General features: G+C 38.2%; 25 protein-coding genes, 1 tRNA gene and 1 pseudogene. 24 read left to right on the top strand and 3 right to left on the bottom strand.

What is annotated here, in order from left to right:
• Positions 1 to 17: 17 nt before the first annotated feature.
• Positions 18 to 242, top strand: a pseudogene (locus tag ACFO3O_RS15190) (recombinase family protein); the annotation flags it as partial.
• 736 nt (positions 243 to 978) lie between these two features.
• Here ACFO3O_RS15190 and ACFO3O_RS15185 read toward each other — a convergent pair.
• Positions 979 to 1059 (bottom strand) — tRNA-Leu (locus tag ACFO3O_RS15185).
• A gap of 145 nt (positions 1060 to 1204) precedes the next feature.
• Between ACFO3O_RS15185 and ACFO3O_RS15180 the strand changes: the two genes are divergently transcribed.
• The 13 genes from ACFO3O_RS15180 to ACFO3O_RS15120 all read left to right on the top strand — a co-directional run bounded on the left by ACFO3O_RS15180 (position 1205) and on the right by ACFO3O_RS15120 (position 13899).
• Complete coding sequence (locus ACFO3O_RS15180; RefSeq protein ID WP_379980293.1) at positions 1205 to 2146, top strand: ribose-phosphate pyrophosphokinase; 942 nt, start codon at positions 1205 to 1207, stop codon at positions 2144 to 2146.
• 26 nt (positions 2147 to 2172) lie between these two features.
• A complete protein-coding gene (locus ACFO3O_RS15175; RefSeq protein WP_379980291.1) occupies positions 2173 to 2790 on the top strand; it encodes a 50S ribosomal protein L25/general stress protein Ctc in 618 nt (205 codons plus the stop codon).
• Positions 2791 to 2967: 177 nt separating this feature from the next.
• Complete coding sequence (pth, locus tag ACFO3O_RS15170; RefSeq protein WP_379980289.1) at positions 2968 to 3597, top strand: aminoacyl-tRNA hydrolase; 630 nt, start codon at positions 2968 to 2970, stop codon at positions 3595 to 3597.
• A gap of 2 nt (positions 3598 to 3599) precedes the next feature.
• A complete protein-coding gene (locus ACFO3O_RS15165; RefSeq protein ID WP_379980287.1) occupies positions 3600 to 4535 on the top strand; it encodes a bifunctional riboflavin kinase/FAD synthetase in 936 nt (311 codons plus the stop codon).
• A 5-nt stretch (positions 4536 to 4540) separates the two neighbouring features.
• Positions 4541 to 5992: an HTTM domain-containing protein gene (locus ACFO3O_RS15160; protein ID WP_379980285.1), complete on the top strand. Its 1452-nt coding sequence runs from the start codon at positions 4541 to 4543 to the stop codon at positions 5990 to 5992.
• A 57-nt stretch (positions 5993 to 6049) separates the two neighbouring features.
• Positions 6050 to 7324: a serine--tRNA ligase gene (gene serS / locus ACFO3O_RS15155; protein ID WP_379980283.1), complete on the top strand. Its 1275-nt coding sequence runs from the start codon at positions 6050 to 6052 to the stop codon at positions 7322 to 7324.
• A gap of 87 nt (positions 7325 to 7411) precedes the next feature.
• Positions 7412 to 9205 (top strand): tetratricopeptide repeat protein, encoded by a 1794-nt coding sequence (locus ACFO3O_RS15150; RefSeq protein WP_379980281.1) that lies wholly within the window; start codon positions 7412 to 7414, stop codon positions 9203 to 9205.
• Positions 9206 to 9552: 347 nt separating this feature from the next.
• On the top strand, positions 9553 to 9861 hold the full coding sequence (locus tag ACFO3O_RS15145; RefSeq protein WP_379980307.1) for a DUF4286 family protein: 309 nt from the start codon (positions 9553 to 9555) through the stop codon (positions 9859 to 9861).
• A complete protein-coding gene (locus ACFO3O_RS15140) occupies positions 9861 to 10304 on the top strand; it encodes a hypothetical protein (protein ID WP_379980279.1) in 444 nt (147 codons plus the stop codon). Before ACFO3O_RS15145 ends, ACFO3O_RS15140 begins: the two co-directional genes overlap by 1 nt.
• A gap of 86 nt (positions 10305 to 10390) precedes the next feature.
• Positions 10391 to 11272, top strand: coding sequence for a 16S rRNA (adenine(1518)-N(6)/adenine(1519)-N(6))-dimethyltransferase RsmA (gene rsmA / locus ACFO3O_RS15135; protein ID WP_379980277.1), 882 nt, complete (start codon positions 10391 to 10393; stop codon positions 11270 to 11272).
• Between the two features lie 38 nt (positions 11273 to 11310).
• A complete protein-coding gene (mgtE, locus tag ACFO3O_RS15130) occupies positions 11311 to 12657 on the top strand; it encodes a magnesium transporter (protein ID WP_379980275.1) in 1347 nt (448 codons plus the stop codon).
• A complete protein-coding gene (locus tag ACFO3O_RS15125) occupies positions 12654 to 13082 on the top strand; it encodes an acyl-CoA thioesterase (RefSeq protein WP_379980273.1) in 429 nt (142 codons plus the stop codon). Before mgtE ends, ACFO3O_RS15125 begins: the two co-directional genes overlap by 4 nt.
• 409 nt (positions 13083 to 13491) lie before the next feature.
• A complete protein-coding gene (locus ACFO3O_RS15120; RefSeq protein ID WP_379980271.1) occupies positions 13492 to 13899 on the top strand; it encodes a cupin domain-containing protein in 408 nt (135 codons plus the stop codon).
• 17 nt (positions 13900 to 13916) lie between these two features.
• On the opposite strand, the gene ACFO3O_RS15115 is transcribed toward ACFO3O_RS15120, so the two are convergent.
• Both ACFO3O_RS15115 and ACFO3O_RS15110 read right to left on the bottom strand, forming a co-directional pair.
• Positions 13917 to 14873, bottom strand: coding sequence for a response regulator transcription factor (locus ACFO3O_RS15115; RefSeq protein ID WP_379980269.1), 957 nt, complete (start codon positions 14871 to 14873; stop codon positions 13917 to 13919).
• 70 nt (positions 14874 to 14943) lie between these two features.
• Positions 14944 to 15510, bottom strand: a complete 567-nt coding sequence (locus tag ACFO3O_RS15110) for a hypothetical protein (protein ID WP_379980267.1) — start codon at positions 15508 to 15510, stop codon at positions 14944 to 14946.
• Positions 15511 to 15751: 241 nt separating this feature from the next.
• On the opposite strand from ACFO3O_RS15110, the gene ACFO3O_RS15105 reads away from it, so the two are divergent.
• From ACFO3O_RS15105 to ACFO3O_RS15060, 10 genes are all read left to right on the top strand, one after another.
• Positions 15752 to 16690, top strand: a complete 939-nt coding sequence (locus ACFO3O_RS15105; RefSeq protein WP_379980305.1) for a 2-hydroxyacid dehydrogenase — start codon at positions 15752 to 15754, stop codon at positions 16688 to 16690.
• Positions 16691 to 16704: 14 nt separating this feature from the next.
• A complete protein-coding gene (locus tag ACFO3O_RS15100; protein ID WP_379980265.1) occupies positions 16705 to 17118 on the top strand; it encodes a response regulator transcription factor in 414 nt (137 codons plus the stop codon).
• Positions 17119 to 17218: 100 nt separating this feature from the next.
• The gene (locus tag ACFO3O_RS15095; protein ID WP_379980263.1) at positions 17219 to 17713 is read left to right on the top strand and encodes a DUF4199 domain-containing protein; all 495 of its coding nucleotides are present in this window, start codon (positions 17219 to 17221) and stop codon (positions 17711 to 17713) included.
• A 216-nt stretch (positions 17714 to 17929) separates the two neighbouring features.
• Positions 17930 to 18313: a VOC family protein gene (locus ACFO3O_RS15090; RefSeq protein WP_379980261.1), complete on the top strand. Its 384-nt coding sequence runs from the start codon at positions 17930 to 17932 to the stop codon at positions 18311 to 18313.
• A 110-nt stretch (positions 18314 to 18423) separates the two neighbouring features.
• Entirely contained in the window at positions 18424 to 18843 is a 420-nt protein-coding gene (locus ACFO3O_RS15085; protein WP_379980259.1) for an NINE protein, read from the top strand.
• Between the two features lie 137 nt (positions 18844 to 18980).
• Positions 18981 to 19304 (top strand): ArsR/SmtB family transcription factor, encoded by a 324-nt coding sequence (locus ACFO3O_RS15080; RefSeq protein WP_379980257.1) that lies wholly within the window; start codon positions 18981 to 18983, stop codon positions 19302 to 19304.
• A gap of 3 nt (positions 19305 to 19307) precedes the next feature.
• Entirely contained in the window at positions 19308 to 20732 is a 1425-nt protein-coding gene (locus ACFO3O_RS15075) for a pyridoxal phosphate-dependent decarboxylase family protein (RefSeq protein ID WP_379980255.1), read from the top strand.
• Between the two features lies 1 nt (position 20733).
• Positions 20734 to 21225 carry a DUF6428 family protein gene (locus tag ACFO3O_RS15070; protein WP_379980253.1) on the top strand — a complete coding sequence of 164 codons (492 nt, stop codon included), beginning with the start codon at positions 20734 to 20736 and terminating at the stop codon, positions 21223 to 21225.
• A gap of 45 nt (positions 21226 to 21270) precedes the next feature.
• Positions 21271 to 21762, top strand: coding sequence for a GNAT family N-acetyltransferase (locus ACFO3O_RS15065; RefSeq protein WP_379980251.1), 492 nt, complete (start codon positions 21271 to 21273; stop codon positions 21760 to 21762).
• 170 nt (positions 21763 to 21932) lie between these two features.
• Positions 21933 to 22352 carry an arsenate reductase ArsC gene (locus tag ACFO3O_RS15060; RefSeq protein ID WP_379980249.1) on the top strand — a complete coding sequence of 140 codons (420 nt, stop codon included), beginning with the start codon at positions 21933 to 21935 and terminating at the stop codon, positions 22350 to 22352.
• Positions 22353 to 22417: the final 65 nt, after the last annotated feature.

Genomic DNA, 22417 nt, shown 5'->3' with positions numbered 1-22417 from the left:
ACGAACAGGGGAAGTTATTGAGGTATGCTTTTAAGTGGAAGGCTAATGAGAATCTAAGCCATAGAGAGATTGCAGAGAAACTTGAAAGAAAAGGATTGATTATTAATCAAAAGAAGCTGAGTGATTACTTTAGAAATCCTTTCTATTGCGGTTTAATAGTGAGTTCGCATATTCCTGATGAGATCGTGCAAGGTAGACACGAAGCACTTATCTCTAAAGAGTTGTTTTTAAAAATCAATGATTCTTTACGAAATAAGGATAAAAGCCAATCCTACAATAAAGACGAGGAGAATTTACCTTTAAAGCAATTTATTAAGGCGAGTTCTTGTGGTGGATATTATACAGGCTATTTGGTAAAAAGAAAAGGGTTGTATTATTATAAGAATAACCGAAGAGGTAGCAGAGAGAATAGAAGCGCTAGAGTGATGCACCAAAAGTTTGAAGAACTACTCAAAACATATCAATTAAGTGATCAGAAGTATATAGCCCCTTTAAAAGAGGTAATGAAGTACACCTTCCTAGAATACCATAAAGAGCAATTACAAGAAACAAAAGCGATAGAAAGACAAGTAAGGGAATTAGATAAAAGAATAGATCGATTAGAGGAGCGTTTTGTTTTTGATGAAATATCAAGAGAGCAGTACTTAAAGTTTAAAAGCAAATCAGAGAAGGAGCGAGTAGAAAAGCAAGAATATTTGCAAGTAAACAGCTTAGATGTATCGAACCTTGAAAAAGCGGTGGAGTATGCAGTTGATTATTCCTCGAAACTATCGGTATTGTGGAGTTCAGGAGATTTGGAGACAAAGAGAAGAATTCAAAATATGGTATTTCCCGAAGGAATCCTGTTTGATCACAAAAATGACCGTTATCGAACCATTAGAGTAAATTCTATTTTTAGCGCAATCCCAACAATAGCAGGAGATATAGGAGGAAATAAAAACGGGACACCATCAAAAAATATGAAAGCATCCCGTTTAGTACCGAAAGTGGGAATCGAACCCACACTCCAAAGGAACGCGAGTTTGAGTCGCGCGCGTCTACCAATTCCGCCATTTCGGCTATTAGGAACAGCAAAATTAAAGAATAATTTTAAGCAAACCGCATAAAAGCCTTACTTTTCTAAGGCTAGACTTATTTTTATTACTATTTTTGCACCTCCTTTTTAAGAAAGGAACCATTAATCAATCTGTTAACTGTTACCAAAATGACTGCTACAGTACCACAACCTAAAATATTTGCTTGTCAAAAAAGCAAAGTTCTTGCAGAAGCCATCGCAAAAGAATTCGGGCAACCGTTGGGCAATGTGATTACCTCTACCTATAGTGATGGAGAGTTTCAACCTTCTTTTGAAGAGTCGGTACGTGGTTCTAGAGTGTTTATTATTGGAAGTACCATGCCAAACAGTGATAACCTGATGGAAATGTTACTCATGCTAGATGCTGCCAAAAGAGCTTCAGCACGACACATCACAGCGGTGATTCCTTATTTTGGATGGGCACGTCAGGATCGTAAAGATAAACCCAGAGTTCCTATTGCAGCAAAGTTAAAAGCAAGCTTATTAGAAACCGCAGGCGCTACGCGTATCATCACCATGGATTTACACGCAGATCAGATTCAAGGCTTTTTTGAAAAGCCCGTAGATCATTTGTTTGCTTCCACTATCTTTTTACCCTACTTACAAAGCCTAGGATTAGAAAACCTTACGATTGCTTCCCCAGATATGGGAGGTAGTAAAAGAGCCTATGCCTACAGTAAAGCAATGGAAAGTGATGTGGTGATTTGCTATAAGCAACGTGCAAAAGCAAATGTAATCTCTCACATGGAGCTTATCGGAAATGTAGAAGGACAGCACGTCGTTCTTGTGGATGATATGGTAGATACCGCAGGGACTTTAACAAAAGCTGCAGATTTGATGATGGAGAAAGGCGCATTAAGTGTACGAGCAATCTGTACACATGCTATTTTAAGTGGCAATGCGTATGAAAAATTAGACAATAGTCAACTTAAAGAATTAATCGTAACCGATTCAATTCCTAAAGAGCACAAGAGTGACAAAGTAAAAGTCCTGAGTTGTGCACACTTATTTGCAGATGTGATGCACCGTGTAAACAGCAACACCAGTATTGCATCTAAGTTTGTTATGTAATTAATTAATACTTAATATATTTTAAAATGAAGTCAATTTCGATCAAAGGATCTAAAAGAGAAAGCGTGGGCAAGAAAGCTACTAAGGCCTTACGTAATGCTGGACAGGTACCTTGCGTAATCTACGGAGGGGATCAACCAATGCATTTTAGCGCACCAGAATTAGCGTTTAAAGGATTGGTATACACACCAGACGCGCATACTGTTGATATTGAACTTGAAGGAGCAACATACCGTGCCATCCTTCAGGATATTCAGTTTCACCCAGTAACTGATCGTATTTTACACGTTGATTTTTATCAAATCTTTGATGATAAAGAAGTGATGATGCTTATTCCTGTAAAATTTGTAGGAAGTTCTAAAGGGGTTCTTAATGGAGGAGTTCTTCGTAAGAATAACCGTACGTTAAGAGTAAAAGCATTACCAGATAACCTTCCTGATTTTATCGAGGCAGATATTACCAACCTTAAAATAGGAAACAAGTTATATGTAACTGCTCTTGAAAATGAAGCTTACAAATTTATGCACCCTGATAACACAGTGGTTTGTCAAGTAAGAACATCTCGTAACGCTGTCAATGTAGATGACGAAGACGAAGAAGAAGGAGAAACTGCTGACGCACCAGAAGAAACGGCTGCAGAATAAATAGTTTTTCTTAGTACCATATAAAAGCGTCTTACATTTGTAAGGCGCTTTTTTTATGAATATCCTATAATGAGCCACAATTCTAAAAAAGTAAATTCAGAACGCACTTTAGTGGAGACGATATTTGTCAAGGCGTAATGCATTTAGTACTTTTATATTTTAAACAAACAGTGCACTATGTTTTCTTTTTTCAATCGCATTTTTAAGCAAAAAGAGAGAGAAACATCTGTTGAAGATCCTATGAAAAAATTTCTCATTGTAGGTTTGGGTAATATAGGTCCCAAATACGCAAATACACGGCATAATATTGGTTTTAAGGTGTTGGACGCTTTCGCGAAAGCGAACCAAACCTCTTTTGAAACAGAAAAATTAGGCGATATCGTCAAAACCAAAGTCAAAGGAAAGACGGTGGTGCTCCTTAAGCCAAATACCTACATGAACTTGAGCGGAAAAGCAGTGAGATACTGGTTACAACAAGAAAAAATTCCTATAGAAAACCTATTGGTGATTACCGATGACCTGAATCTAGAATTTGGAACCATCAGAGTAAAAACCAAAGGAAGTGACGGAGGCCACAACGGACTCAAGGATATTCAAGCACAATTGGGTACAACAACCTACAATAGATTTCGTTTTGGAATCAGCGATCAGTTCTCTAAAGGAAGACAAGTAGATTATGTTCTTGGAGAATGGACCAGTGAAGAAGAAGCGGCACTTCCTGAGCGATTAGATAAGAGTTGTGAAGTGATCACCTCTTTTGTAGGAGCAGGGATCTCAAATACGATGAATGCATATAACGGAAAATAAGATTGAAAACACACGCTAGCGCACATACATTTACCAGTACCAAAGGAACCGTCGTTACAATAGGGACGTTTGATGGCGTTCATATAGGACACAAAAAGATCATCGCTAGGCTTACTGAAAGTGCCAAAGCAAATGGTTGGGAATCTGTAGTGCTTACTTTTTTTCCGCACCCTCGGATGCTCTTGCAAAAAGATGCAAACATCAAATTAATTAATACCATCACAGAACGCGGCGCTTTATTAGAAAAATTAGGATTAGATCATCTCGTAGTACATCCTTTTACGATTGATTTTTCAAAGATGCATGCCGAAGATTTTGTAGAAGAGATTTTGGTACATGCGCTTCACGCAAAAAAGGTAATCATAGGATATGATCATCGTTTTGGACGGAATCGCACAGCAGATATTAGCGATTTAAAACGCTATGGAGAACAATTTGGCTTTGAGGTAGAAGAAATTTCAAAACAAGAATTGGAAGACGTTGCGGTAAGTTCTACAAAAATAAGAACCGCTCTGCATGAAGGTGATATCAAAAAAGCAAATGCTTATTTAGGGTATGCTATGATGCTTGAAGGCACCGTTATACACGGTAAAAACCTTGGAAAAAAATTAGGATATCCAACTGCAAATCTTCAAATATCAGAAGCGTATAAGCTTATTCCAGGACAAGGGGTCTATGTCGTTCGTTCTTTCATAGACAATACACTTGTGTATGGAATGATGAACATAGGAACCAACCCAACGGTAGGAGGGAAAGAACAAACTGTCGAAACGTATTTCTTTGATTTTGATGGCGATTTATATAACAAACGCCTCTCCATTGAAATGCTTTGCAAAATCCGTGGAGAGCAGCATTTTGAATCGGTGGATTTGCTTGTCGAAGCCATGAAAGCCGATGAGGTATTTTCACGCACCTATATTCAATCGATTAAAGACTGACCTCTATGAAAGTGAATCAATTTCTTTTTGCACGTATAGATAACAGCCCATTGGTTGTTTTTAGGGTGTTTTTTGGGTTATTGATTATGCTAGAAGCTTGGGGGGCAATCGCTACAGGATGGGTGCGCCGTATTTTTGTAGAGCCTGAGTTTACCTTTAATTTTATTGGGTTTGACTTTTTTCAAACCTTCCCCGGTACAGGACCTCACATGTATGCCTATTTTATTGTGATGGGTGTTTTTGGAGCCATGGTCATGCTAGGGTATCGCTATAGATTGGCTATTATCGCCTACGCTATTATGTGGAGTGTCGTGTATCTCATGCAAAAATCTGCGTACAATAATCATTACTATTTATTAATGCTCTTGCTGTGGATTATGACGTTATTTCCAGCACACACTTCTTTTTCGCTGGACACTAAAAGAAATCCTTCCCTCCGAGACGAAAGCATGCCAAGATGGGTGCCTTTGTTCATTATCGCCCAATTATGGATTGTGTATACCTATGCCTCGATTGCTAAGTTATATCCAGATTGGTTAGATGGGACAGCCCCACAATTACTGATGTCTGGCAGAAAAAATATCTGGGGTATTGGAGATTTTTTGCAACTGCCATGGGTTCCGTGGGTAGTGGCGTATGTAGGAATTATTTTTGATGGGTTGATCATCCCAGCCTTATTATGGAAAAAAACCCGTAAATGGGCGTTTATCATTTCTATTTTCTTTCACCTTTTTAACTCGGTGGTATTTCAGATAGGGATTTTCCCCTATATGTCGTTGGCATTTACCTTATTTTTCTACCCAGCTGAATATATACATCGTGTTTTCTTTAAAGAATTGGAGCAGAAGAAAATCCGGAGTATCCTTTTGAATATTTCTCAAAAATCAAAATTATTGTTTTATCCTTCAAAGGCTATCGGTTTTCTTTTATTAAGAGGAAAAACGTTGAAACCTTTTTATCTAGCCAAACAAGAAGTAAGAGTACCTAAATTCAGAAACTTAGGGCTGGTGGTTATAGGAGTCTATATTGTCTCTCAAATCTTACTTCCCTCTAGGCATTGGTTGATAGAGGACAATGTACTTTGGTCCGAAGAAGGACATCGATTAAGTTGGCGAATGATGCTCCGTACAAAATCAGGATCCAGTCACTTTACCATCCTAGATAAGGCGACAAACAAGAAGACGTCTGTTAATCTCAATGACTATTTGTCAAAAAAACAACTGCGTAATATTGGGACAAAACCCGATTTTATATGGCAATTTGCACAATACCTTAAAAGAGAATATGCTGCCAAAGGTCAAGATATCTCCGTATTTGTCAATGCGCGCGTTCGAATTAATGGACGAAAATCTCAAAAACTCATCGATTCAAAGGTGGATTTAGCTGCCGTTTCTTGGGATCCGTGGAACCATGCTACATGGATCTTAGACAGTGGCGATTATTTAGATAAAGAATAATCGCTCTTAATTTCACTATTTCCTTAAATTTGCCAACTTATTCTAAAAGACACGATCATGCTGGAAGTAGCTCAAATAAGAGAACACAAAGATGCTTTTGCAAAAGCACTTAAAAAAAGAAATATAGATCAAGCAGAAGCATTGTTAGATCAAGTACTTGCTTTGGACGAAACGCGTCGTTCTTCACAATCCCAATTAGATCAAGTCTTAGCCGATAGTAATACTTTTTCAAAAGAGATTGGAAACCTCTTTAAAAATGGAGAAGCCCAAAAAGCGAATCTTCTTAAAGAAAAAACAGCAGGTCTAAAAGAGCAATCTAAAGGATTACAAGAGCAACTTAATGAGGCTAGTGAGGCACTTCAGAGTTTGCTGTTTACGATCCCAAATATTCCTCATGATAGTGTTCCTGAAGGAAATACTGATGAAGATAATGAAGAAGTATTCCGAAAAGGAGATATTCCTGTATTACACAACGGGGCAGAGCCGCATTGGGAACTTGCCAAAAAATATGATATTATCGATTTTGAGCTGGGTGTAAAAATCACAGGAGCAGGATTTCCGGTATATAAAGGAAAAGGCGCTCGTCTACAACGTGCTTTAATCAGTTATTTTTTAGATAAAAATACCGCAGCGGGGTATACAGAATATCAAGTGCCACACCTTGTCAATGAAGCCTCTGGTTTTGGAACAGGGCAATTACCCGATAAAGAAGGGCAGATGTATCATGTCACAGAAGACGACTTATACCTGATTCCTACGGCAGAAGTTCCTGTGACCAATATGTTTAGAGGTGATATGATCAACGCAAGCGAGTTGCCTATCACCTGTACGGGATATACTCCTTGTTTCCGTCGCGAAGCAGGATCGTATGGCGCACATGTGCGTGGCCTTAATAGACTACACCAATTTGACAAAGTAGAGATTGTACGTATAGAGCACCCAGATAACTCAGCAGCAGCGTTAGATGGCATGGTGGATCACGTAAAAACCATTTTGGATGAGCTAGAATTACCCTACCGTATTTTACGATTGTGTGGCGGTGATTTAGGGTTTACATCACATCTTACCTATGATTTTGAAGTTTTCTCTACCGCGCAAGAACGCTGGTTAGAAATCAGTTCTGTATCTAATTTTCAGACTTTTCAAGCCAACCGCTTAAAGTTGCGTATCAAGGACAAAGACGGGAAGAAAATGTTAGCACATACCCTTAACGGGAGTGCACTCGCTTTACCACGTGTTCTTGCAGGAATTCTTGAAAATTGCCAGACACCAGAGGGCATTAAAATCCCCAAAGCACTCGTCCCATATTGCGGATTTGAGATGATCGACTAGAAATTGTTACAAAATAGTGTTAAAAATCCCTTCTCCCTCTAGGTGAAGGGATTTAGTGTTAAGCGCTTTTCTGTATCTTTAGCGTCTATGAAGAAGCGGTTTATTTTTAGTGTCATATTAATTTTGGGGGTATTCGCTTTCGCGAAAGCGCAAACAGAACAACTCGCACGGAATTACTATGATCAAGGTCAATTTGAAAAAGCGCTTATTTCCTATCAAAAAACACTCAAAAACCAACCGAATAATAATGCGGCATTAGTAGGGCTGATCAAAACGTATCAACAACTTGAAAAGTATACCGAGGCGACAGCTTTTATAGAAAAAGAAATTGAAAATTCACGTTATAAAGGACTGTTGTTGGTAGAATTGGGTCATAACTATCAATTACAAGGACAAGACTCTCTTGCAAAAATTAATTATAATACCGCGATTCAACTTGTAAAAGATCGCAGATCTAGTGCATATCGTATAGGAAAAACGTTTCAGGAATATAGTTTGCTGGAAGAAGCGATACGTGCCTATCAAGCAGGAATGGAGGCCAATCCTAATAGCAATTTTAATATTCAACTTGCCCGTATTTATGGAGAGCTGGGACAACTAGAAAAAATGTTTGATAGCTACCTCGATTTGGTGAATGAAAATCAAGAATACATTGCATCGGTACAACGAAATTTTGCAATCTATATCACAGAAGATCCTACTAATGAAGCCAATGGAATCTTTCGGAAAATACTTCTTAAACGACTTCAATCCGAACAGAATATTATTTATAACGAGCTATTGAGTTGGTTATTTATTCAGCAGAAAGAATACAGGAAAGCATTTATACAAGAGAAAGCTATCTTTAAGCGTACCGATGGGAATATTACGGGCGTCATTGACCTTGCAGGAATTGCCATAGAGGCAAATGCTTTAGAAGATGCACAAGAGATTTTGGAATATATCAAAGAGGTGGCGATAGACGATGAGACGCTACTAGATGCCGAGCAGCAATTGTTAAAAATCGAAATTAAAAAAGCGACAACATCCTCAGCGCTAGAAGCTATACGCGGTCGCTTTGAGGCACTTCTTGAAACTCATGGAATTAATAGTTACACCATACTGATCCAAATAGATTATGCCCATTTTTTAGCCTTTGATATGAGAAGCCCTGGCGAAGGCGCAACCTTTTTAAAACAAAGCCTTAAACAAGAGATGAATCGTTTTGACGAAGCAAGGCTTAAAATGGAACTAGCTGATATTTTAGTATTGGAAGAAAAGTTTAATCAAGCGCTTATTTACTATTCGCAAATTCAGAATACAATAAAAAACAATACCATCTCTCAGGAAGCACGTTTTAAAGTGGCGAGAACCAGTTATTATAAAACAGATTTTGCGTGGGCTGAAACGCAACTAAATGTATTAAAATCGAGTGCGACGCAGCTTATTGCAAACGACGCACTAGCACTGTTACTCGTGATTCGAGATAATTCTCAAGAAGATACATTACAAACAGCGCTTAAGAAATATGCTAAAGCCGATTTGCTGAGTTATCAAAACAAACCTGATTTAGCGATCAAGGTGTATGATGAGATTCTGGAGCAACATAAAGGAGAGAGCATAGAAGACGAAGCACTGCTCGCACAGGCAAAACTTTATGAGGCGAAGTCCGCTTTCGCGAAAGCAGAAAAAAATTACAACACCATCATCGACTATTACAAAGACGGCATTCTCGCAGATGATGCCTATTACCGCTTGGCAAAACTCTATGAAGGCCCTCTGCAAGAGCCCGAAAAGGCCAAAAGTAATTACGAACGAATCATTTTTGATTTTGCCGATAGCATCTACTACGTAGAAGCCCAAAAACGATTCAGGGCATTGAGAGGTGATGCGATAAATTAGTGTAAATTTTGACCCCATACCGAATGGAGTGAGTTATTTCATAAGCATTTGTTGTTTTATGAGAAGTTCAATGTAGGGTTGACCTAAGAAGGTTTTACGTAAAAAATGAATTGAAGCGAAGGGTTAAGCAAAAATTGTTGTAAGACAAAAGTTGTAAACAACGAACAACAGCATCCTTGTAATATGAATTTTTAAAAGTTAAAAACTTTATTTTTGTGCCGTAGCGAAAGAAATTTTTAGTAAAATCTTATTAAGTCTTGATTTTTTTGGTTCGTTTCTTTATCAAGAAAAAAATGAATACACACATTTCATCCGCTATATTTAACATAGAATCCTATTTTTTCACTATGATCATATACAACGTCACCATCAATATTGAAACAGCGATAGAAAAGGAATGGCTTGCTTGGATGCAAGAAGCCCATATTCCTGAGATGCTTGCTACAGGCAAATTCACCAAAGCGCTTATGACCAAAGTGCTTGTGGAAGAAGAAATGGGCGGTACTACTTATTCTGTCCAATACACAAGCCCTAGTAAAGAAACCTTACAAGCCTATTACGATCAAGATGCTGAGACGCTCCGAGCACAAAGCAATAAATTTGCAGGGAAGTTTGTGGCGTTTCGAACAGAATTGGAAGTGATCGGGGAGCATTGATGCAAAAGGAATATTATATAAAACGAACATCCCTTTGGTTTCTGGCTAAACTGGCTATTTATGTTTTAGGTGTTATTGTATCCTATCAGCATATATACGTTATTTTTCTTATCGATTTTGCATTTAGCTGGGTTGCACATGGTATAGATCCTATTACTTCCATAAAACGATTTGGAAGAACAATTAAAGATATCTTATTTAATAACCGAGGGATTAACTTTATCATAGGTTTTGGCAGAGATAAAGTGACCGTGAAAGAGGAAGATTTCTTTTATGACGAAATAAAGCGTTACGAAATATCTAGAGGAGGTAGTGAACCTTATCTGATACTAAAAAATGGAAGAAGAGTAGATTTGAATATCTCTTGGCTTACAAAAGAAGAACAATTAGAGATTGCGAAGCATTTGCAGAAACGCATTAATGACTCACAGGAAAGTAGATAAAAAATCATCATAGAATAACGATCTAAAAAAGGAAGTGTACCTTTGCTTTGTAGCATATAGAGCAACCTATAGAGACAATAGCATACATGGGTAGAAAAAATTCAAATTCGAAATCAACATCAAAGCGTACTTTTGAAAAACCACATTCAAAATCTAATAATCGTGATCAAGGGGTAACCGCAAAAAAACACCTTGGGCAGCATTTTTTGGGAGATGAAGAGGTTGCAAAACAAATCGCCGATACCCTCACGTTAGAAGGCTACACTAAGGTCTTAGAAATAGGACCAGGAACAGGGGTGTTAACCAAATATATCCTCGAAAAACCCATCGATCTCATCGCTATGGATTTGGACCGCGAGTCGATTGCGTATTTGAACAGTTCTTTTAAACTAGAGCAAAAAATAAGCAGTCCCGACAAATTTCAAGTCCTCGAAGCCGATTTTTTAAAATATCCTATTAACACGGTATTCCCATCGGAATCGTTTGCGATTACCGGAAACTTTCCGTACAATATTTCGACGCAGATTGTATTTAAAACCTTAGAAAATAAAGAACGGATTCCTGAGTTTACGGGGATGTTTCAAAAAGAAGTGGCGCAACGTATTTGTGCTTCGCACGGGAGTAAAACCTATGGAATCTTATCGGTATTGGCACAAGCATACTATGATGCTGAGTATCTGTTTACGGTGCCTCCCACAGTGTTTATTCCGCCACCTAAAGTAGATAGCGGGGTGCTTCGATTGCGACGTAAAGACAACTATAAAGACATAGGCTGCGAGGAGCAGCAATTGTATACAGTGGTGAAAATGGCATTTCAACAACGCCGTAAAACCTTACGAAATAGTTTAAAAGGGATGTTGTTAAGTGACCGCTTTCGCGAAAGCGAAATACTCAACCAACGCCCAGAACAATTATCCGTTCAGGATTTCATAACACTTACCCGTGATATTACATCGGATTTGGAATAGGGTTTTCCTATATTTGTGATCGCTCAAAAAGAAATCGTATGTCATTTGAAATTTCAGACGTATTACTAGAAGAAATAAAAGCACACATCAGTGCTGGGAATGACACTGCGTTGTTGGCACTTTTTGAAGAGGTGCATTTTGCCGATTTGGCTGAAACACTAGATGCTGTCAATTGGGAAGAAGCGCTGTATTTGGTGCGTTTATTGGACAGTGAGACGACTTCTGAAGCCCTCATGGAACTTGATGAGGATGTACGTGAACGTTTACTAGATAGCCTCACCCCAAAAGAAATTGCCGAAGAGATTGAAGAAATGGATACCGATGATGCGGTAGATGCTATTTCAGAACTGGATACAGTGACACAAGAAGCGGTGATTGGTCATATAGAAGATGAAGAGCATCGGGCTGACATTCGTGAGCTGATGCAGTATGATGATGATTCTGCTGGTGGATTGATGGCAAAAGAGCTTATTCGAGTAAAAGAAACATGGACGGTAGCAGGATGCGTGAGAGAAATGCGTCGGCAAGCAGAAGAAGTGACCCGTGTGCATTCGGTCTATGTGGTCAATAAAGAGAATGAACTCATAGGAAGGTTATCGCTTAAAGATCTTCTGACATCAGATACCAAAACAAAAATAGCCGAAATTTATATCCCTAAAGTGGATGCTGTACACATTAATGATAAAGCAGAAGATGTCGCTAAAGTGATGCAGAAATATGACTTAGAAGCCATTCCTGTGGTTGATGATGATAATAAATTGTTAGGGCGAATTACGATAGATGATATTGTCGATTTTATACGAGATGAGGCCAAAGAAGATTATCAATTGGCGGCAGGTATTACCCAAGAAGTAGAGGCAGATGATAGTATTTGGGAGCTTACCAAAGCACGGTTGCCTTGGTTGTTTTTGGGATTGATAGGAGGCGTTGGAGCTGCTACGATTATGGGTGGTTTTGAAGATATTTTAAAAGACTATGCCCTTTTATTTTTTTATACGCCTCTCATTGCTGCGATGGCAGGAAATGTAGGAGTGCAATCCAGTGCGATTATTGTGCAAGGTCTTGCCAATGACGATGTCAAAGGAAGTATTGGAAACCGATTAATAAAAGAAATGTTCCTAGCCGCCTTAAATGGTTTGATTCTAGGGATTGTACTTTTTGGTTTTACCGCGATTTGGTACGGTGATTATAAAGCAGCCATGGCCATCTCTATTTCTCTTTTTGTCGTGATTATTATGGCAGGAATTATAGGAACCTTTATCCCCTTATTCTTACATAAACGCGGTATTGATCCTGCGATTGCCACAGGACCTTTTATCACGACGAGCAATGATATCTTCGGAATTTTAATCTACTTTTGGATTGCCAAAATGATCCTGTTTTGACCTCAAAGTCATTTGAATATACACTTACGGTCCCCTCATCTGCGATAGATGTGCTAGGGCACGTCAATAATGTGGTGTATTTGGATTGGGTACAAACGGCGGCTTCCAAACATTGGAATCACGCCACAGCTGCATATTTTAAGGATGAAGACCCTACAGAAGAACGGATCGGTATTAAAAAAATGGCTTGGGTGGTTTTAGATCATCATATTTCCTACAAAGCCGAAGCTTTAGAAGGAGATGAACTAGTGGTCACTACGTTTGTGGAGAAAATGGCAGGGGTTCGCTCAGAACGGCATACGATCATTACACGTAAAAAAGATCAAAAAGTAGTGGTGACTGCTGTGACCAATTGGTGTTTACTCAAAATGCCAGAAGCCAAACCCATGCGAATTCCAGAAGAGATTGTCGCTTTATTTTATTAGTGAAACTCAATTTTGAGAAGTCTGCAAGACGCGCTCAATATTGTAAGTTGAACTAATCCCGCTGCATAGCGGGATCTTTAATATATTAAATAAACTCAATTTTGAGAAGTCTGCAAGATGCGCTCAATATTGTAAGTTGAACTAATCCCGCTGCATAGCGGGATTTTTAATATATTAAATAAACTCAATTTTGAGAAGTCTGCAAGATGCGCTCAATATTGTAAGTTGAACTAATCCCGCTGCATAGCGGGGTCTTTAATATATTAAATAAACTCAATTTTGAGAAGTCTGCAAGACGCGTTCAATATTGAGCCTCTAATTGATCGCGCTACATAATGGCATTTTAATCTACCTCTTTTAGACATTTAGATAATTACTTTTATGTATCTTCATTAGCTAAATAATGACTATGAAACCTATAGATATTAAAGAAAAGTTGACCAAGTTTAGCGCACAATGGCATCCACATCAAATTGCCATCGTGGATGATATGCAAGTAATTTTAGCTAAGATTTCTGGAGAGTTTGTATGGCATAGTCATAAAAATGAAGACGAATTATTCTATGTCCAAAAGGGTGTATTGGAAATGCGCTTTCGTACTTTGGAGCCACTCAGCACAAGCTCCAGACCAAAATACAAAGAATGGTCAGAAATCGTACATGAAGGAGAAATCATTGTGGTACCCAAAGGGGTAGAGCACTGTCCTACGACTGAAGAAGGAGAGGAAGTACATCTCTTACTTTTTGAAAAACTAAGCACCGCTCATACCGGCGATGTACAACACGAGAAAACCCAAACGGAATACCCTAAGATTTAATCTTAATGACTCAGGGTTTAATAATCAATAGCTTCTTTGCGCGATTTGATTTGGAGCTTATTGTAAATATTACTCACGTGAGATTTTACCGTACTCACGCCAATGTTGTGTTGCTCAGAGATCTCTTTGTTAGAATGCCCTGCCTTCATAAGGTCAAATATTTTTCGCTCTTGAATACTTAATGTTTGCAGTTTTTTCGAAGGGTTATTTTTCTTTTGCAAATACCAAACGGTTAGAAAAACGCCTGTCAAAAAAAAGAAACCGCCCACCATGAAATACATCCACAAGGATGATGTTCCTTTTTGGACAGGAAGTTCTTTTCGGAAGATCGCAAAATAAGGTGACCGTTCTTTTTCCCATTTGTTTAGATAGTTTTTGTAGAATTCGGGATATTCCTTTGCATGCGCTTTATAATCACTTCTGTATAATGCATAAAGAGATGGTAAAGGAGCTGTAAGGGTGTCTGCCATGGTACGTAAACGCTCATGAACAGCAGCGGCAATAAACTCTCTTTTTAATTGAGACCCTGCATAGTGTGTGCTATCTACATAACTAGCAATGAGATCTACCTGTTTAAGTAAAGCTGTAGGAGTAGAGTGTAAAATAGCGACTTTACTAAAAGGGAATTCCTTAGAATACCCTTTTAATGTCACCCCCTTTGTTTTACTTGCAATGACAAAGAAATGATTTTCTTCTGGACCGCCTATAACAAGGGAAGCCACAGGCGCTCCTTTTTTAGAAAAATGAATTCGGTATAATTGCTCTTCTTTTGGAAAATAGTTGGTTGGAAATTCAAAATGTCCATTTTCATTAATTGTCGTTTCTGCGATGATCATATCTTTTGAGATCGTATACATATCATTAAAAGATGTGATATGAGAAAGGTATGCTTTGGACTCCCACAATGTCGAATCCAATACAAAGGTCCCTTTTATGGCAGGTATTTCAGACGAATTTTGAGCAATAGCGCTCAAAGAGATACAGCAAGTACAGAGCGATAGAAAAAAAATAAAAATCACTTTCATAAAGGAAGACAACTAGCTATTATTTGATTTTCGTGCTGATTAAAATAGCTGCCGAGACTTTTTCTGCTATAAATTTAAGTGACCAAGTACCATTCATAGGATTAAAGTACCTTTTATTAATGACGCCTCCCACGATCTCTGACCATCCTGATTTATCATTACTATGACCACTGCCTTTTACTGAGAAATTTCCTCTTTTTACTCCTTTAGGATCATAAATTTCAACATTGAGAACTCCAGAAGTAAGATCACAATTAACGGAGAGTATAAGTTCTTGAGAGCCTTCATTTACGTCTATAGAAATTGTTTTTGATCCTGAATTATCTGTAAGCTGTATCCTTCGATTTAACGAAAAATCTGTTCTTTCAGAATTAAAAAGGCTATTTGTATAATTGCTATAACCAGAAACCAGCAAACTATCTGCCGAATTCCATGTACTCACTTTAAAGAATTGATTTTTAGAATTAGGCACTTCGTAATAAAAGGAATCTATTTTGGTTGATTTCTTTTTTTGACCGTATGAATAGTGACTTATCGTAACAAAAAAGATAAGAGTGAGTAACTGTAAGGCTGTTTTTTTCATCATATAATGTTTTAGAAATTTGTATGATACAAATCTATGTGTAACACCTAAAAAATGTAAAAAAATAAGGATTGAAAAAGGTACTAAAAAAGGTTTAAAAAAGCCTGAATTCCCTTATTTATATGGACTGAACGAGATTCTATGGTAATTTCTGATTAAAAAAGACTAAATACCTGCCAAAAAGAAAGAAGCTGTTATGTAGACAAACCAATGCGTATATTTGAATTAATTTTTTTACTTCATGATGCGTATTCTTCACCTAGATCAAAACCACCCATTACTCATTGAGCAACTTGCCAATGCAGGACACGAGAATGAAGAAAACTATACCATCTCAAAAGAAGCTACTGAGAAGATTATTTCGAAGTATGATGGGATTGTAATTCGGAGTCGGTTTAAAATTGACAAACAATTTATAGATGCCGCATCCTCTTTAAAATTTATTGCAAGAGTAGGTGCAGGTCTTGAAAGTATCGATATTCCGTATGCAGAAAGTAAAGGAATTTATTTGATAAGTGCCCCAGAAGGTAATCGGAATGCGGTGGGAGAACATGCCCTTGGGATGATTCTTTCGCTGTTTAACAAGCTCAATCAAGCCGATGCTGAGGTCAAAGCAGGCCATTGGAATCGGGAAGCCAATCGAGGGTTGGAATTAGAAGGAAAAACGGTGGGTATTATTGGCTATGGAAATATGGGCAAAGCGTTCGCCAAAAAACTACAAGGGTTTGACTGTGAGGTATTGTGCTATGATATTTTAGATAATGTAGGCGATGCACACGCGCGTCAAGTTTCATTAGCGGAGCTACAAAAAAAGGCAGACGTACTCAGTTTACATACGCCCTGGACGCCTCAAACTGATAAAATGGTAGATGAAGGGTTTATCAACGCTTTCGCGAAAGCGTTCTATCTCATCAACACCGCTCGAGGCAAAAGTGTGGTCACATCGGCGCTGGTCACTGCCTTACAAAGCGGAAAAATAAAAGGCGCGGGACTAGATGTATTGGAATATGAGAAATTATCTTTTGAGACCCTTTTTACCTCAAAAGAAGAGATGCCCGACCCACTGAAATATTTGATCACAGCAAACAATGTACTTCTTACGCCACACATTGCGGGATGGACCATAGAAAGTAAACAAAAACTAGCACAGACCATCGTAGACAAAATCCTCGCAAAGTTTTAGTACTTTTAAAACGAATGAAAAAAACGATTTTAATTTTTGGGATGCTGGCATTTGCTATTTTAGCATTACTTCAATTAAGCCAATACGCATTAATTTCTGGAGATTTAACTATTGAGCTCGTCATCAGTGGTATTGCTATTGTGTTTTTTGTGATAGGTGTTTTCATTCAAAAACGATTTAGAAAAGAAGAAACGGTACAGAAAGAGATCGATCAAAAACAACTCGAAGCGATTGGTCTGAGTAAGCGTGAGTATGAAGTCTTGCTTGAAATGGCCTCTGGATATAGCAATAAAGAAATCGCTGAACACCTTTTTGTTTCTGAAAGTACGATTAAGACCCATGTATCTAATGTCCTTTTAAAACTAGATGCCAAACGCCGTACGCAAGCGATTCAAAAGGCAAAAGAGCTACACATCTTACCCATTTAGTGCGATTCCTACCAAAGTAGGATGGTTTTGGTACTTTCGTATGAGGGCGTTTTTGGAATAACGAGTTACTTTTGAGAAAACAATTTTAACCAAGTATAAAATGAAAAAAATTATTTACAAATACGTGCTATATGGCTTGCTTTCGGGCATGATCGGTTTTGGAGCTTCTCTATTTTTAGGACAATCTGAAATACTAGGCTATACAGTCATTTTTGTAGCACTCTCATTTGTCTTCTTTGGTATCAAACACTTTAGAGATACCGAAAATGGAGGTCAGATTAACTTCAAAAAGGCATTTGTCTTAGGGATATTCATTGCGCTTTTTACAGCGCTAGGAATTGCCGTTGTAGATGGATTATATGTCACCGTAATTGATCCTGATTTTTATCAGAATTATGGGGAGAAGATGTTAGTTGCGGCAAAAGAGTCTGGAGACACAGATGCCATTTCAGCAGCACAGGCACAAAAAGAAAAATTTAATGCAATGTCAATAACACAACTAGGGATCTTTTCTGGAGGGTTTATGTTTGCGTTGGTAAGTGTAATTGGTCTTATTATTACGATAATCTCATCTTTGATTTTACAAAAGAAATAAATAAAAAACCTGTTGTGTATTTTGATTAGAGTTCTTCATTTTTTCCCTCCCTGAAGGGTGACTATCAGAAATCTTCATTTTATCCTTTAGGATTTGAAGAAAAGAATGGAGATGATGTGTGCAATGAATTGCTATTTAGGTAAAAAGTACAACAGAGATAAAAAGTATAGTAGTAACAAATTTAAAAAGATACCACGCTAAAAGCGTGGCACAAAAATGAAAAGAGTAACAGGAATAGGAGGGATGTTCTTCAAGAGTGAAGACCCCGATGCACAAAAAGAATGGTACAAAAACCACTTGGGAATCCCAACAGATCAATACGGTTGGACGTTCTGGTGGCGAGATGAAAATGGAAATAAATGTTCTACCCAATGGAGTCCTATGGGCGCAGATACGACCTATTTTTCTCCTAGTGAGAAACCCTTTATGTTTAATTTTAGAGTAGATAACCTTGAAGAACTACTTAAAGTACTTAGAGAAGAAGGAGTCACTATTGTAGGAGATATGGAAACCTATGATTACGGAAAATTTGGTTGGATTTTAGACCCAGAAGGAAATAAAATAGAACTGTGGGAACCTATTGATAAGGCGTTTCTCTAGGTTGCATAGGGGTAAAAGACCTATTTATAAATGAAAAAAAGTTTTTTCTGTCAGTTTTTCCTCTTTTTTTAATAGTTTTAGGGTTATTATCTCACTAACATACAAAAACAATGAGCGAAGAAACAAATCAAGGTCAAGGAGACGATCTTAAAGACAAAGCAAAAAAAATGGCTGGTGAAGCCAGCGAAAAAGCAAATGAATTTGCAGATGATGTAAAAGAATCTGCAAAAGAGTTCTCAGAAAGTGCCAAAGAAGAATGGAATAAAGTAACTAATAGCACAGATAATAAGAAAATGCTTGCGGGTTTACTTGCTATTTTTTTAGGATCGTTAGGAATTCATAAATTTATTTTGGGCTACCAAAAAGAAGGTATTATTATGTTGGTAGTAGGTGTCGTAGGTTGGTTTCTTTGTGGAATACCAAGTATGCTTGTATGGGCAGTTGGCGTAATAGAAGGAATTATATACCTCACAAAGTCTGACGAAGAATTTTACAACACTTACCAAGCAGGTAGAAAGCCTTGGTTTTAATCTATAAAATGTAAAAAGCCTGAAGATGATTTTCGGGCTTTTTTATAATTTTTAACATCGTAATATTGCTATATTACTTTTTATCCTTATTTTTACAAAGACTAAAGACTAAAGACTAAAGACTAAAGACTAAAGATATGGGCGTTACAAAAAGACACATTCATTCTATGAGAGCAAATCAAATGGCAGACCTAGCCAAAGTGCTCTCTAACCCTGCTAGAGTTGCGATTTTAGAATATATAGGTGACTGCGACGGTTGCTTATGTCAGGATATTGCAGAAAAAATACGATTGTCACAACCCACCACTTCCCAACATTTGCAAGTGATACGCAAAGCAGGCCTACTTAAAAGTCAGTTTAAGGGGAAGGCACAGTATTATAGTATTGATCTGAGAAAGTGGGATCAATTGCAACAACACTTTCAGGATTTCTTTGAAGCTACACGCGCAAAATGCTGTTAGAATATGAGCACATCGTTACTTCACAAAGCGTATGATAGTCGGCTGTTCAATGAGCAGGGTAATGACCTTGTCCAACAGATAAGTCACTATCTAGCACAAAATATCTCGGGAGAAGCACCTACCATGAATGCGTGGGTAGATCCACAAGAGGAGTATGCTTTTTGGAAAGCATACACTAACGAGAATCATCCTACACCTTCTTTTTTTGAAACGGTTTTAAAACGTTCTATACACATCCATCATCCTCATTGTATTGGCCATCAAGTAGCGCCTACAGTGCCAGTTTCTGCGCTTGCCACTTTGTTGAGCGCACAGCTTAACAATGGGATGGCAGTCTATGAAATGGGACAAGCTAGTTCTGCAATAGAGCGTGTGGTGATTGAGTTTTTTGCAGAAACCATAGGTTGGGCAAACGGAGATGGTTTTTTAACCTCTGGCGGAACCCTCGCTAATCTTACCGCACTATTAGCTGCTCGAAAAGCCAAAGCTTCTTCAGATGTTTGGAATGAAGGTCACGGCCGTAAACTAGCCATTATGGTATCAGAAGAGGCACATTATTGCGTAGATCGTTCGGCGCGTATTATGGGATTGGGAGAAGCCGGTATTATCAAAGTACCCGTAGGCGATGATTATAAAATACGGGTAGATCTGTTGCAGCAGTATTATAATAAAGCGACACAAGACGGATTTGAAGTCATTTCCGTGATAGGCAGTGCTCCTTCAACCAGTACTGGAATTTATGACGATTTGGAAGGTGTTTCCGCTTTCGCGAAAGCGAACAACCTCTGGTTCCATGTAGATGGCGCCCATGGAGGAGCCGCAATCTTTTCTAAAAAATACAAGCACTTAGTTAACGGTATCGCCGAAGCCGACTCTGTCATTATAGATGGTCATAAAATGATGGGCACCTCGTCTATTACGACCGCCGTACTTTTTAAAAATACTGCTGATAGCTATGCGACCTTTAGTCAGAAAGCACAATACCTCTGGGAGCAAAATGATGACCCCGATTGGTATAATTATGCCAAACGCACATTTGAGTGCACCAAAAGCATGATGAGTTTGCGATTTTATGCCATTCTTAATGCGTATGGTGTTGCTTTTTTTGATGATTTTGTCACTACACTGTACGATAGCGGTCGTACATTTTCTGAGGTGCTAAAGCAACATCCTGATTTTGAAATTGCCCTAGAAGCTCAAAGTAATATTGTGTGTTTTAGATACACTGCTGGGATTTCAAAAGCAAAAATTCAAGAGGTTAATAAAACCATTAGAAAGCAACTTTTAGAAGAAGGCGAATTCTATATTGTCTCTACGGTTTTAAAAGGGGAAATGTGGCTACGTACCACTTTTATGAATCCATTTACAACAGAAGCACACACCCAAAAGTTGATTGAAAAAATAAGAACAATAGCAAAAAAGTTATAATATGAAAACACACCAATTTATAGACCTACTCAAAGCGCACCAAGGCAAATCATTGTTATTTGAATATGCACCTAATCTATTGGTAGGAGCCAATTATCATATCACTGAAGTAAAACACGTCACCATTGACTCTGTAGATTGTGGAGCTGGCGTAGATGCTTGGAAAGAAACGATCATCCAACTGTGGGAAGACCCTAGAGAACTAGGAAAAACCGAATTTATGAGTGCCTACAAAGCAATGGCCATTCTCTCTAGAGTTGGAAAAATGAAACCCTATGTCATGGATGCAGAAGTACGCATTGAGTATAGTAATGCCAATTTTCACACCGCACAACTCTATGTTAACGATTACGAAATACGCGGGAACAATTTACTCTTTAAATTAGCGGGGCAACCTACCGATTGTAAAGCAAAAGAGACCTGCGGAATCACAGAACCTGCAGCGGTAACAGCACAAGCAGGCGAATGTACTCCAGGAGGAGGTTGTTGTTAGGCGTCTCCCAATGGAAAGGAGACTTACATTGTAAAATATACGCTAGTGAAAAAAACACAAATTCGTTTATTTCAAAAAGAAGATTATTCCGCTTGCGCGAAAATCTATAATACAGGTATGGATACGGGGATCGCAACGTTTGAAACCAAGGTACCTGATTGGGATGCATGGAATGCAAAGTTTTTACCCCAATGCCGTTTTGTTGCCGAAGCAGACTATGAAATTGTAGGCTGGTGTGCGTTGAGTCCGTTTTCTTCAAGAAACGTGTATAGTGGTGTTGCAGAGGTCACTATTTATATAGCATCAGAAGCGCAAGGAATGGGCATCGGTAAGAAGCTATTACAACACCTCATTACAGAAAGTGAGCAAGCAGGATTTTGGACCTTACAAGCAAAGATTTTTCCAGAAAATAAAGCGAGTGTCAAACTGCATGAAAACTGTGGTTTTAGAGTTGTAGGAACTAGAGAGAAACTAGGAATGCGTGATGGAGTTTGGTATGATAATGTGTTATTGGAAAGGAGAAGTGATTTAATTTGAATACTCTTTATTGTATTGTCTGGTCGAGCGCAGTCGAGACCTAACAAGAGAAAAAGAAATTTAGAAGAATTAAAAAAAGATACCCGCCTTCGCGGGCATAAAATGAATTAGATATCCAACGGAGTTGATGCTGAGCATCGTCAAAGTGTGGATATGAAATAGAAGTAATTATGAAAAAAAACGTACTCGTACTTTGTACAGGAAACAGCTGCCGTAGTCAGATGGCACATGGATATTTAAATGTAATGGCAAGTGATAAAGCCACGATCTATTCGGCGGGAATAGAAACACATGGAATTAACCCTGGAGCGGCAGCGACCATGGCAAAAGATGGGATCGATATTACTTCGCATACCTCAAATAACGTAAATGAGTATGAAGGGATCTCTTGGGATTTTATCATTACCGTATGTGACCATGCGTATGAAAACTGTCCGTTTATCGCCGCACCCAATGCCACGCGATTGCACCATAATTTTTATGATCCCTCTAAGTTTGTGGGCTCTGTAGAAGATACAGAGGCTGCTTTCGCGAAAGCGAGAAATGAAATCAAAGCCTATTGCCAAGACTTTGTGGAAAAACACTTATAATTTTAAGGGGAATATTTTTTTAAAAATACAAAGTGCATTCTCACAAAATATTAACAGGTTCAACG

It is taken from the genome of Dokdonia ponticola, from assembly GCF_042653865.1.
In the GTDB taxonomy this organism is placed as follows: domain Bacteria; phylum Bacteroidota; class Bacteroidia; order Flavobacteriales; family Flavobacteriaceae; genus Dokdonia; species Dokdonia ponticola.
The sequence above is the reverse complement of the archived record's forward strand: the minus strand, read 5'-3'. Positions and strand labels throughout refer to the sequence as shown.

Excerpts from the sequence above, each read along its gene's own strand:
- ACFO3O_RS15070 (WP_379980253.1), top strand. The coding sequence starts at position 20,734 with ATGAAAACACACCAATTTATAGACCTACTCAAAGCGCACCAAGGCAAA.
- ACFO3O_RS15160 (WP_379980285.1), top strand. The coding sequence starts at position 4,541 with ATGAAAGTGAATCAATTTCTTTTTGCACGTATAGATAACAGCCCATTG.
- ACFO3O_RS15140 (WP_379980279.1), top strand. The coding sequence starts at position 9,861 with ATGCAAAAGGAATATTATATAAAACGAACATCCCTTTGGTTTCTGGCT.
- ACFO3O_RS15145 (WP_379980307.1), top strand. The coding sequence starts at position 9,553 with ATGATCATATACAACGTCACCATCAATATTGAAACAGCGATAGAAAAG.
- ACFO3O_RS15085 (WP_379980259.1), top strand. The coding sequence starts at position 18,424 with ATGAGCGAAGAAACAAATCAAGGTCAAGGAGACGATCTTAAAGACAAA.
- ACFO3O_RS15175 (WP_379980291.1), top strand. The coding sequence starts at position 2,173 with ATGAAGTCAATTTCGATCAAAGGATCTAAAAGAGAAAGCGTGGGCAAG.
- pth (WP_379980289.1), top strand. The coding sequence starts at position 2,968 with ATGTTTTCTTTTTTCAATCGCATTTTTAAGCAAAAAGAGAGAGAAACA.
- rsmA (WP_379980277.1), top strand. The coding sequence starts at position 10,391 with ATGGGTAGAAAAAATTCAAATTCGAAATCAACATCAAAGCGTACTTTT.
- ACFO3O_RS15060 (WP_379980249.1), top strand. The coding sequence starts at position 21,933 with ATGAAAAAAAACGTACTCGTACTTTGTACAGGAAACAGCTGCCGTAGT.
- ACFO3O_RS15095 (WP_379980263.1), top strand. The coding sequence starts at position 17,219 with ATGAAAAAAATTATTTACAAATACGTGCTATATGGCTTGCTTTCGGGC.
- ACFO3O_RS15110 (WP_379980267.1), bottom strand. The coding sequence starts at position 15,510 with ATGATGAAAAAAACAGCCTTACAGTTACTCACTCTTATCTTTTTTGTT.
- ACFO3O_RS15105 (WP_379980305.1), top strand. The coding sequence starts at position 15,752 with ATGCGTATTCTTCACCTAGATCAAAACCACCCATTACTCATTGAGCAA.
- ACFO3O_RS15080 (WP_379980257.1), top strand. The coding sequence starts at position 18,981 with ATGGGCGTTACAAAAAGACACATTCATTCTATGAGAGCAAATCAAATG.
- ACFO3O_RS15150 (WP_379980281.1), top strand. The coding sequence starts at position 7,412 with ATGAAGAAGCGGTTTATTTTTAGTGTCATATTAATTTTGGGGGTATTC.
- ACFO3O_RS15100 (WP_379980265.1), top strand. The coding sequence starts at position 16,705 with ATGAAAAAAACGATTTTAATTTTTGGGATGCTGGCATTTGCTATTTTA.
- ACFO3O_RS15090 (WP_379980261.1), top strand. The coding sequence starts at position 17,930 with ATGAAAAGAGTAACAGGAATAGGAGGGATGTTCTTCAAGAGTGAAGAC.
- serS (WP_379980283.1), top strand. The coding sequence starts at position 6,050 with ATGCTGGAAGTAGCTCAAATAAGAGAACACAAAGATGCTTTTGCAAAA.
- mgtE (WP_379980275.1), top strand. The coding sequence starts at position 11,311 with ATGTCATTTGAAATTTCAGACGTATTACTAGAAGAAATAAAAGCACAC.
- ACFO3O_RS15075 (WP_379980255.1), top strand. The coding sequence starts at position 19,308 with ATGAGCACATCGTTACTTCACAAAGCGTATGATAGTCGGCTGTTCAAT.
- ACFO3O_RS15120 (WP_379980271.1), top strand. The coding sequence starts at position 13,492 with ATGAAACCTATAGATATTAAAGAAAAGTTGACCAAGTTTAGCGCACAA.
- ACFO3O_RS15180 (WP_379980293.1), top strand. The coding sequence starts at position 1,205 with ATGACTGCTACAGTACCACAACCTAAAATATTTGCTTGTCAAAAAAGC.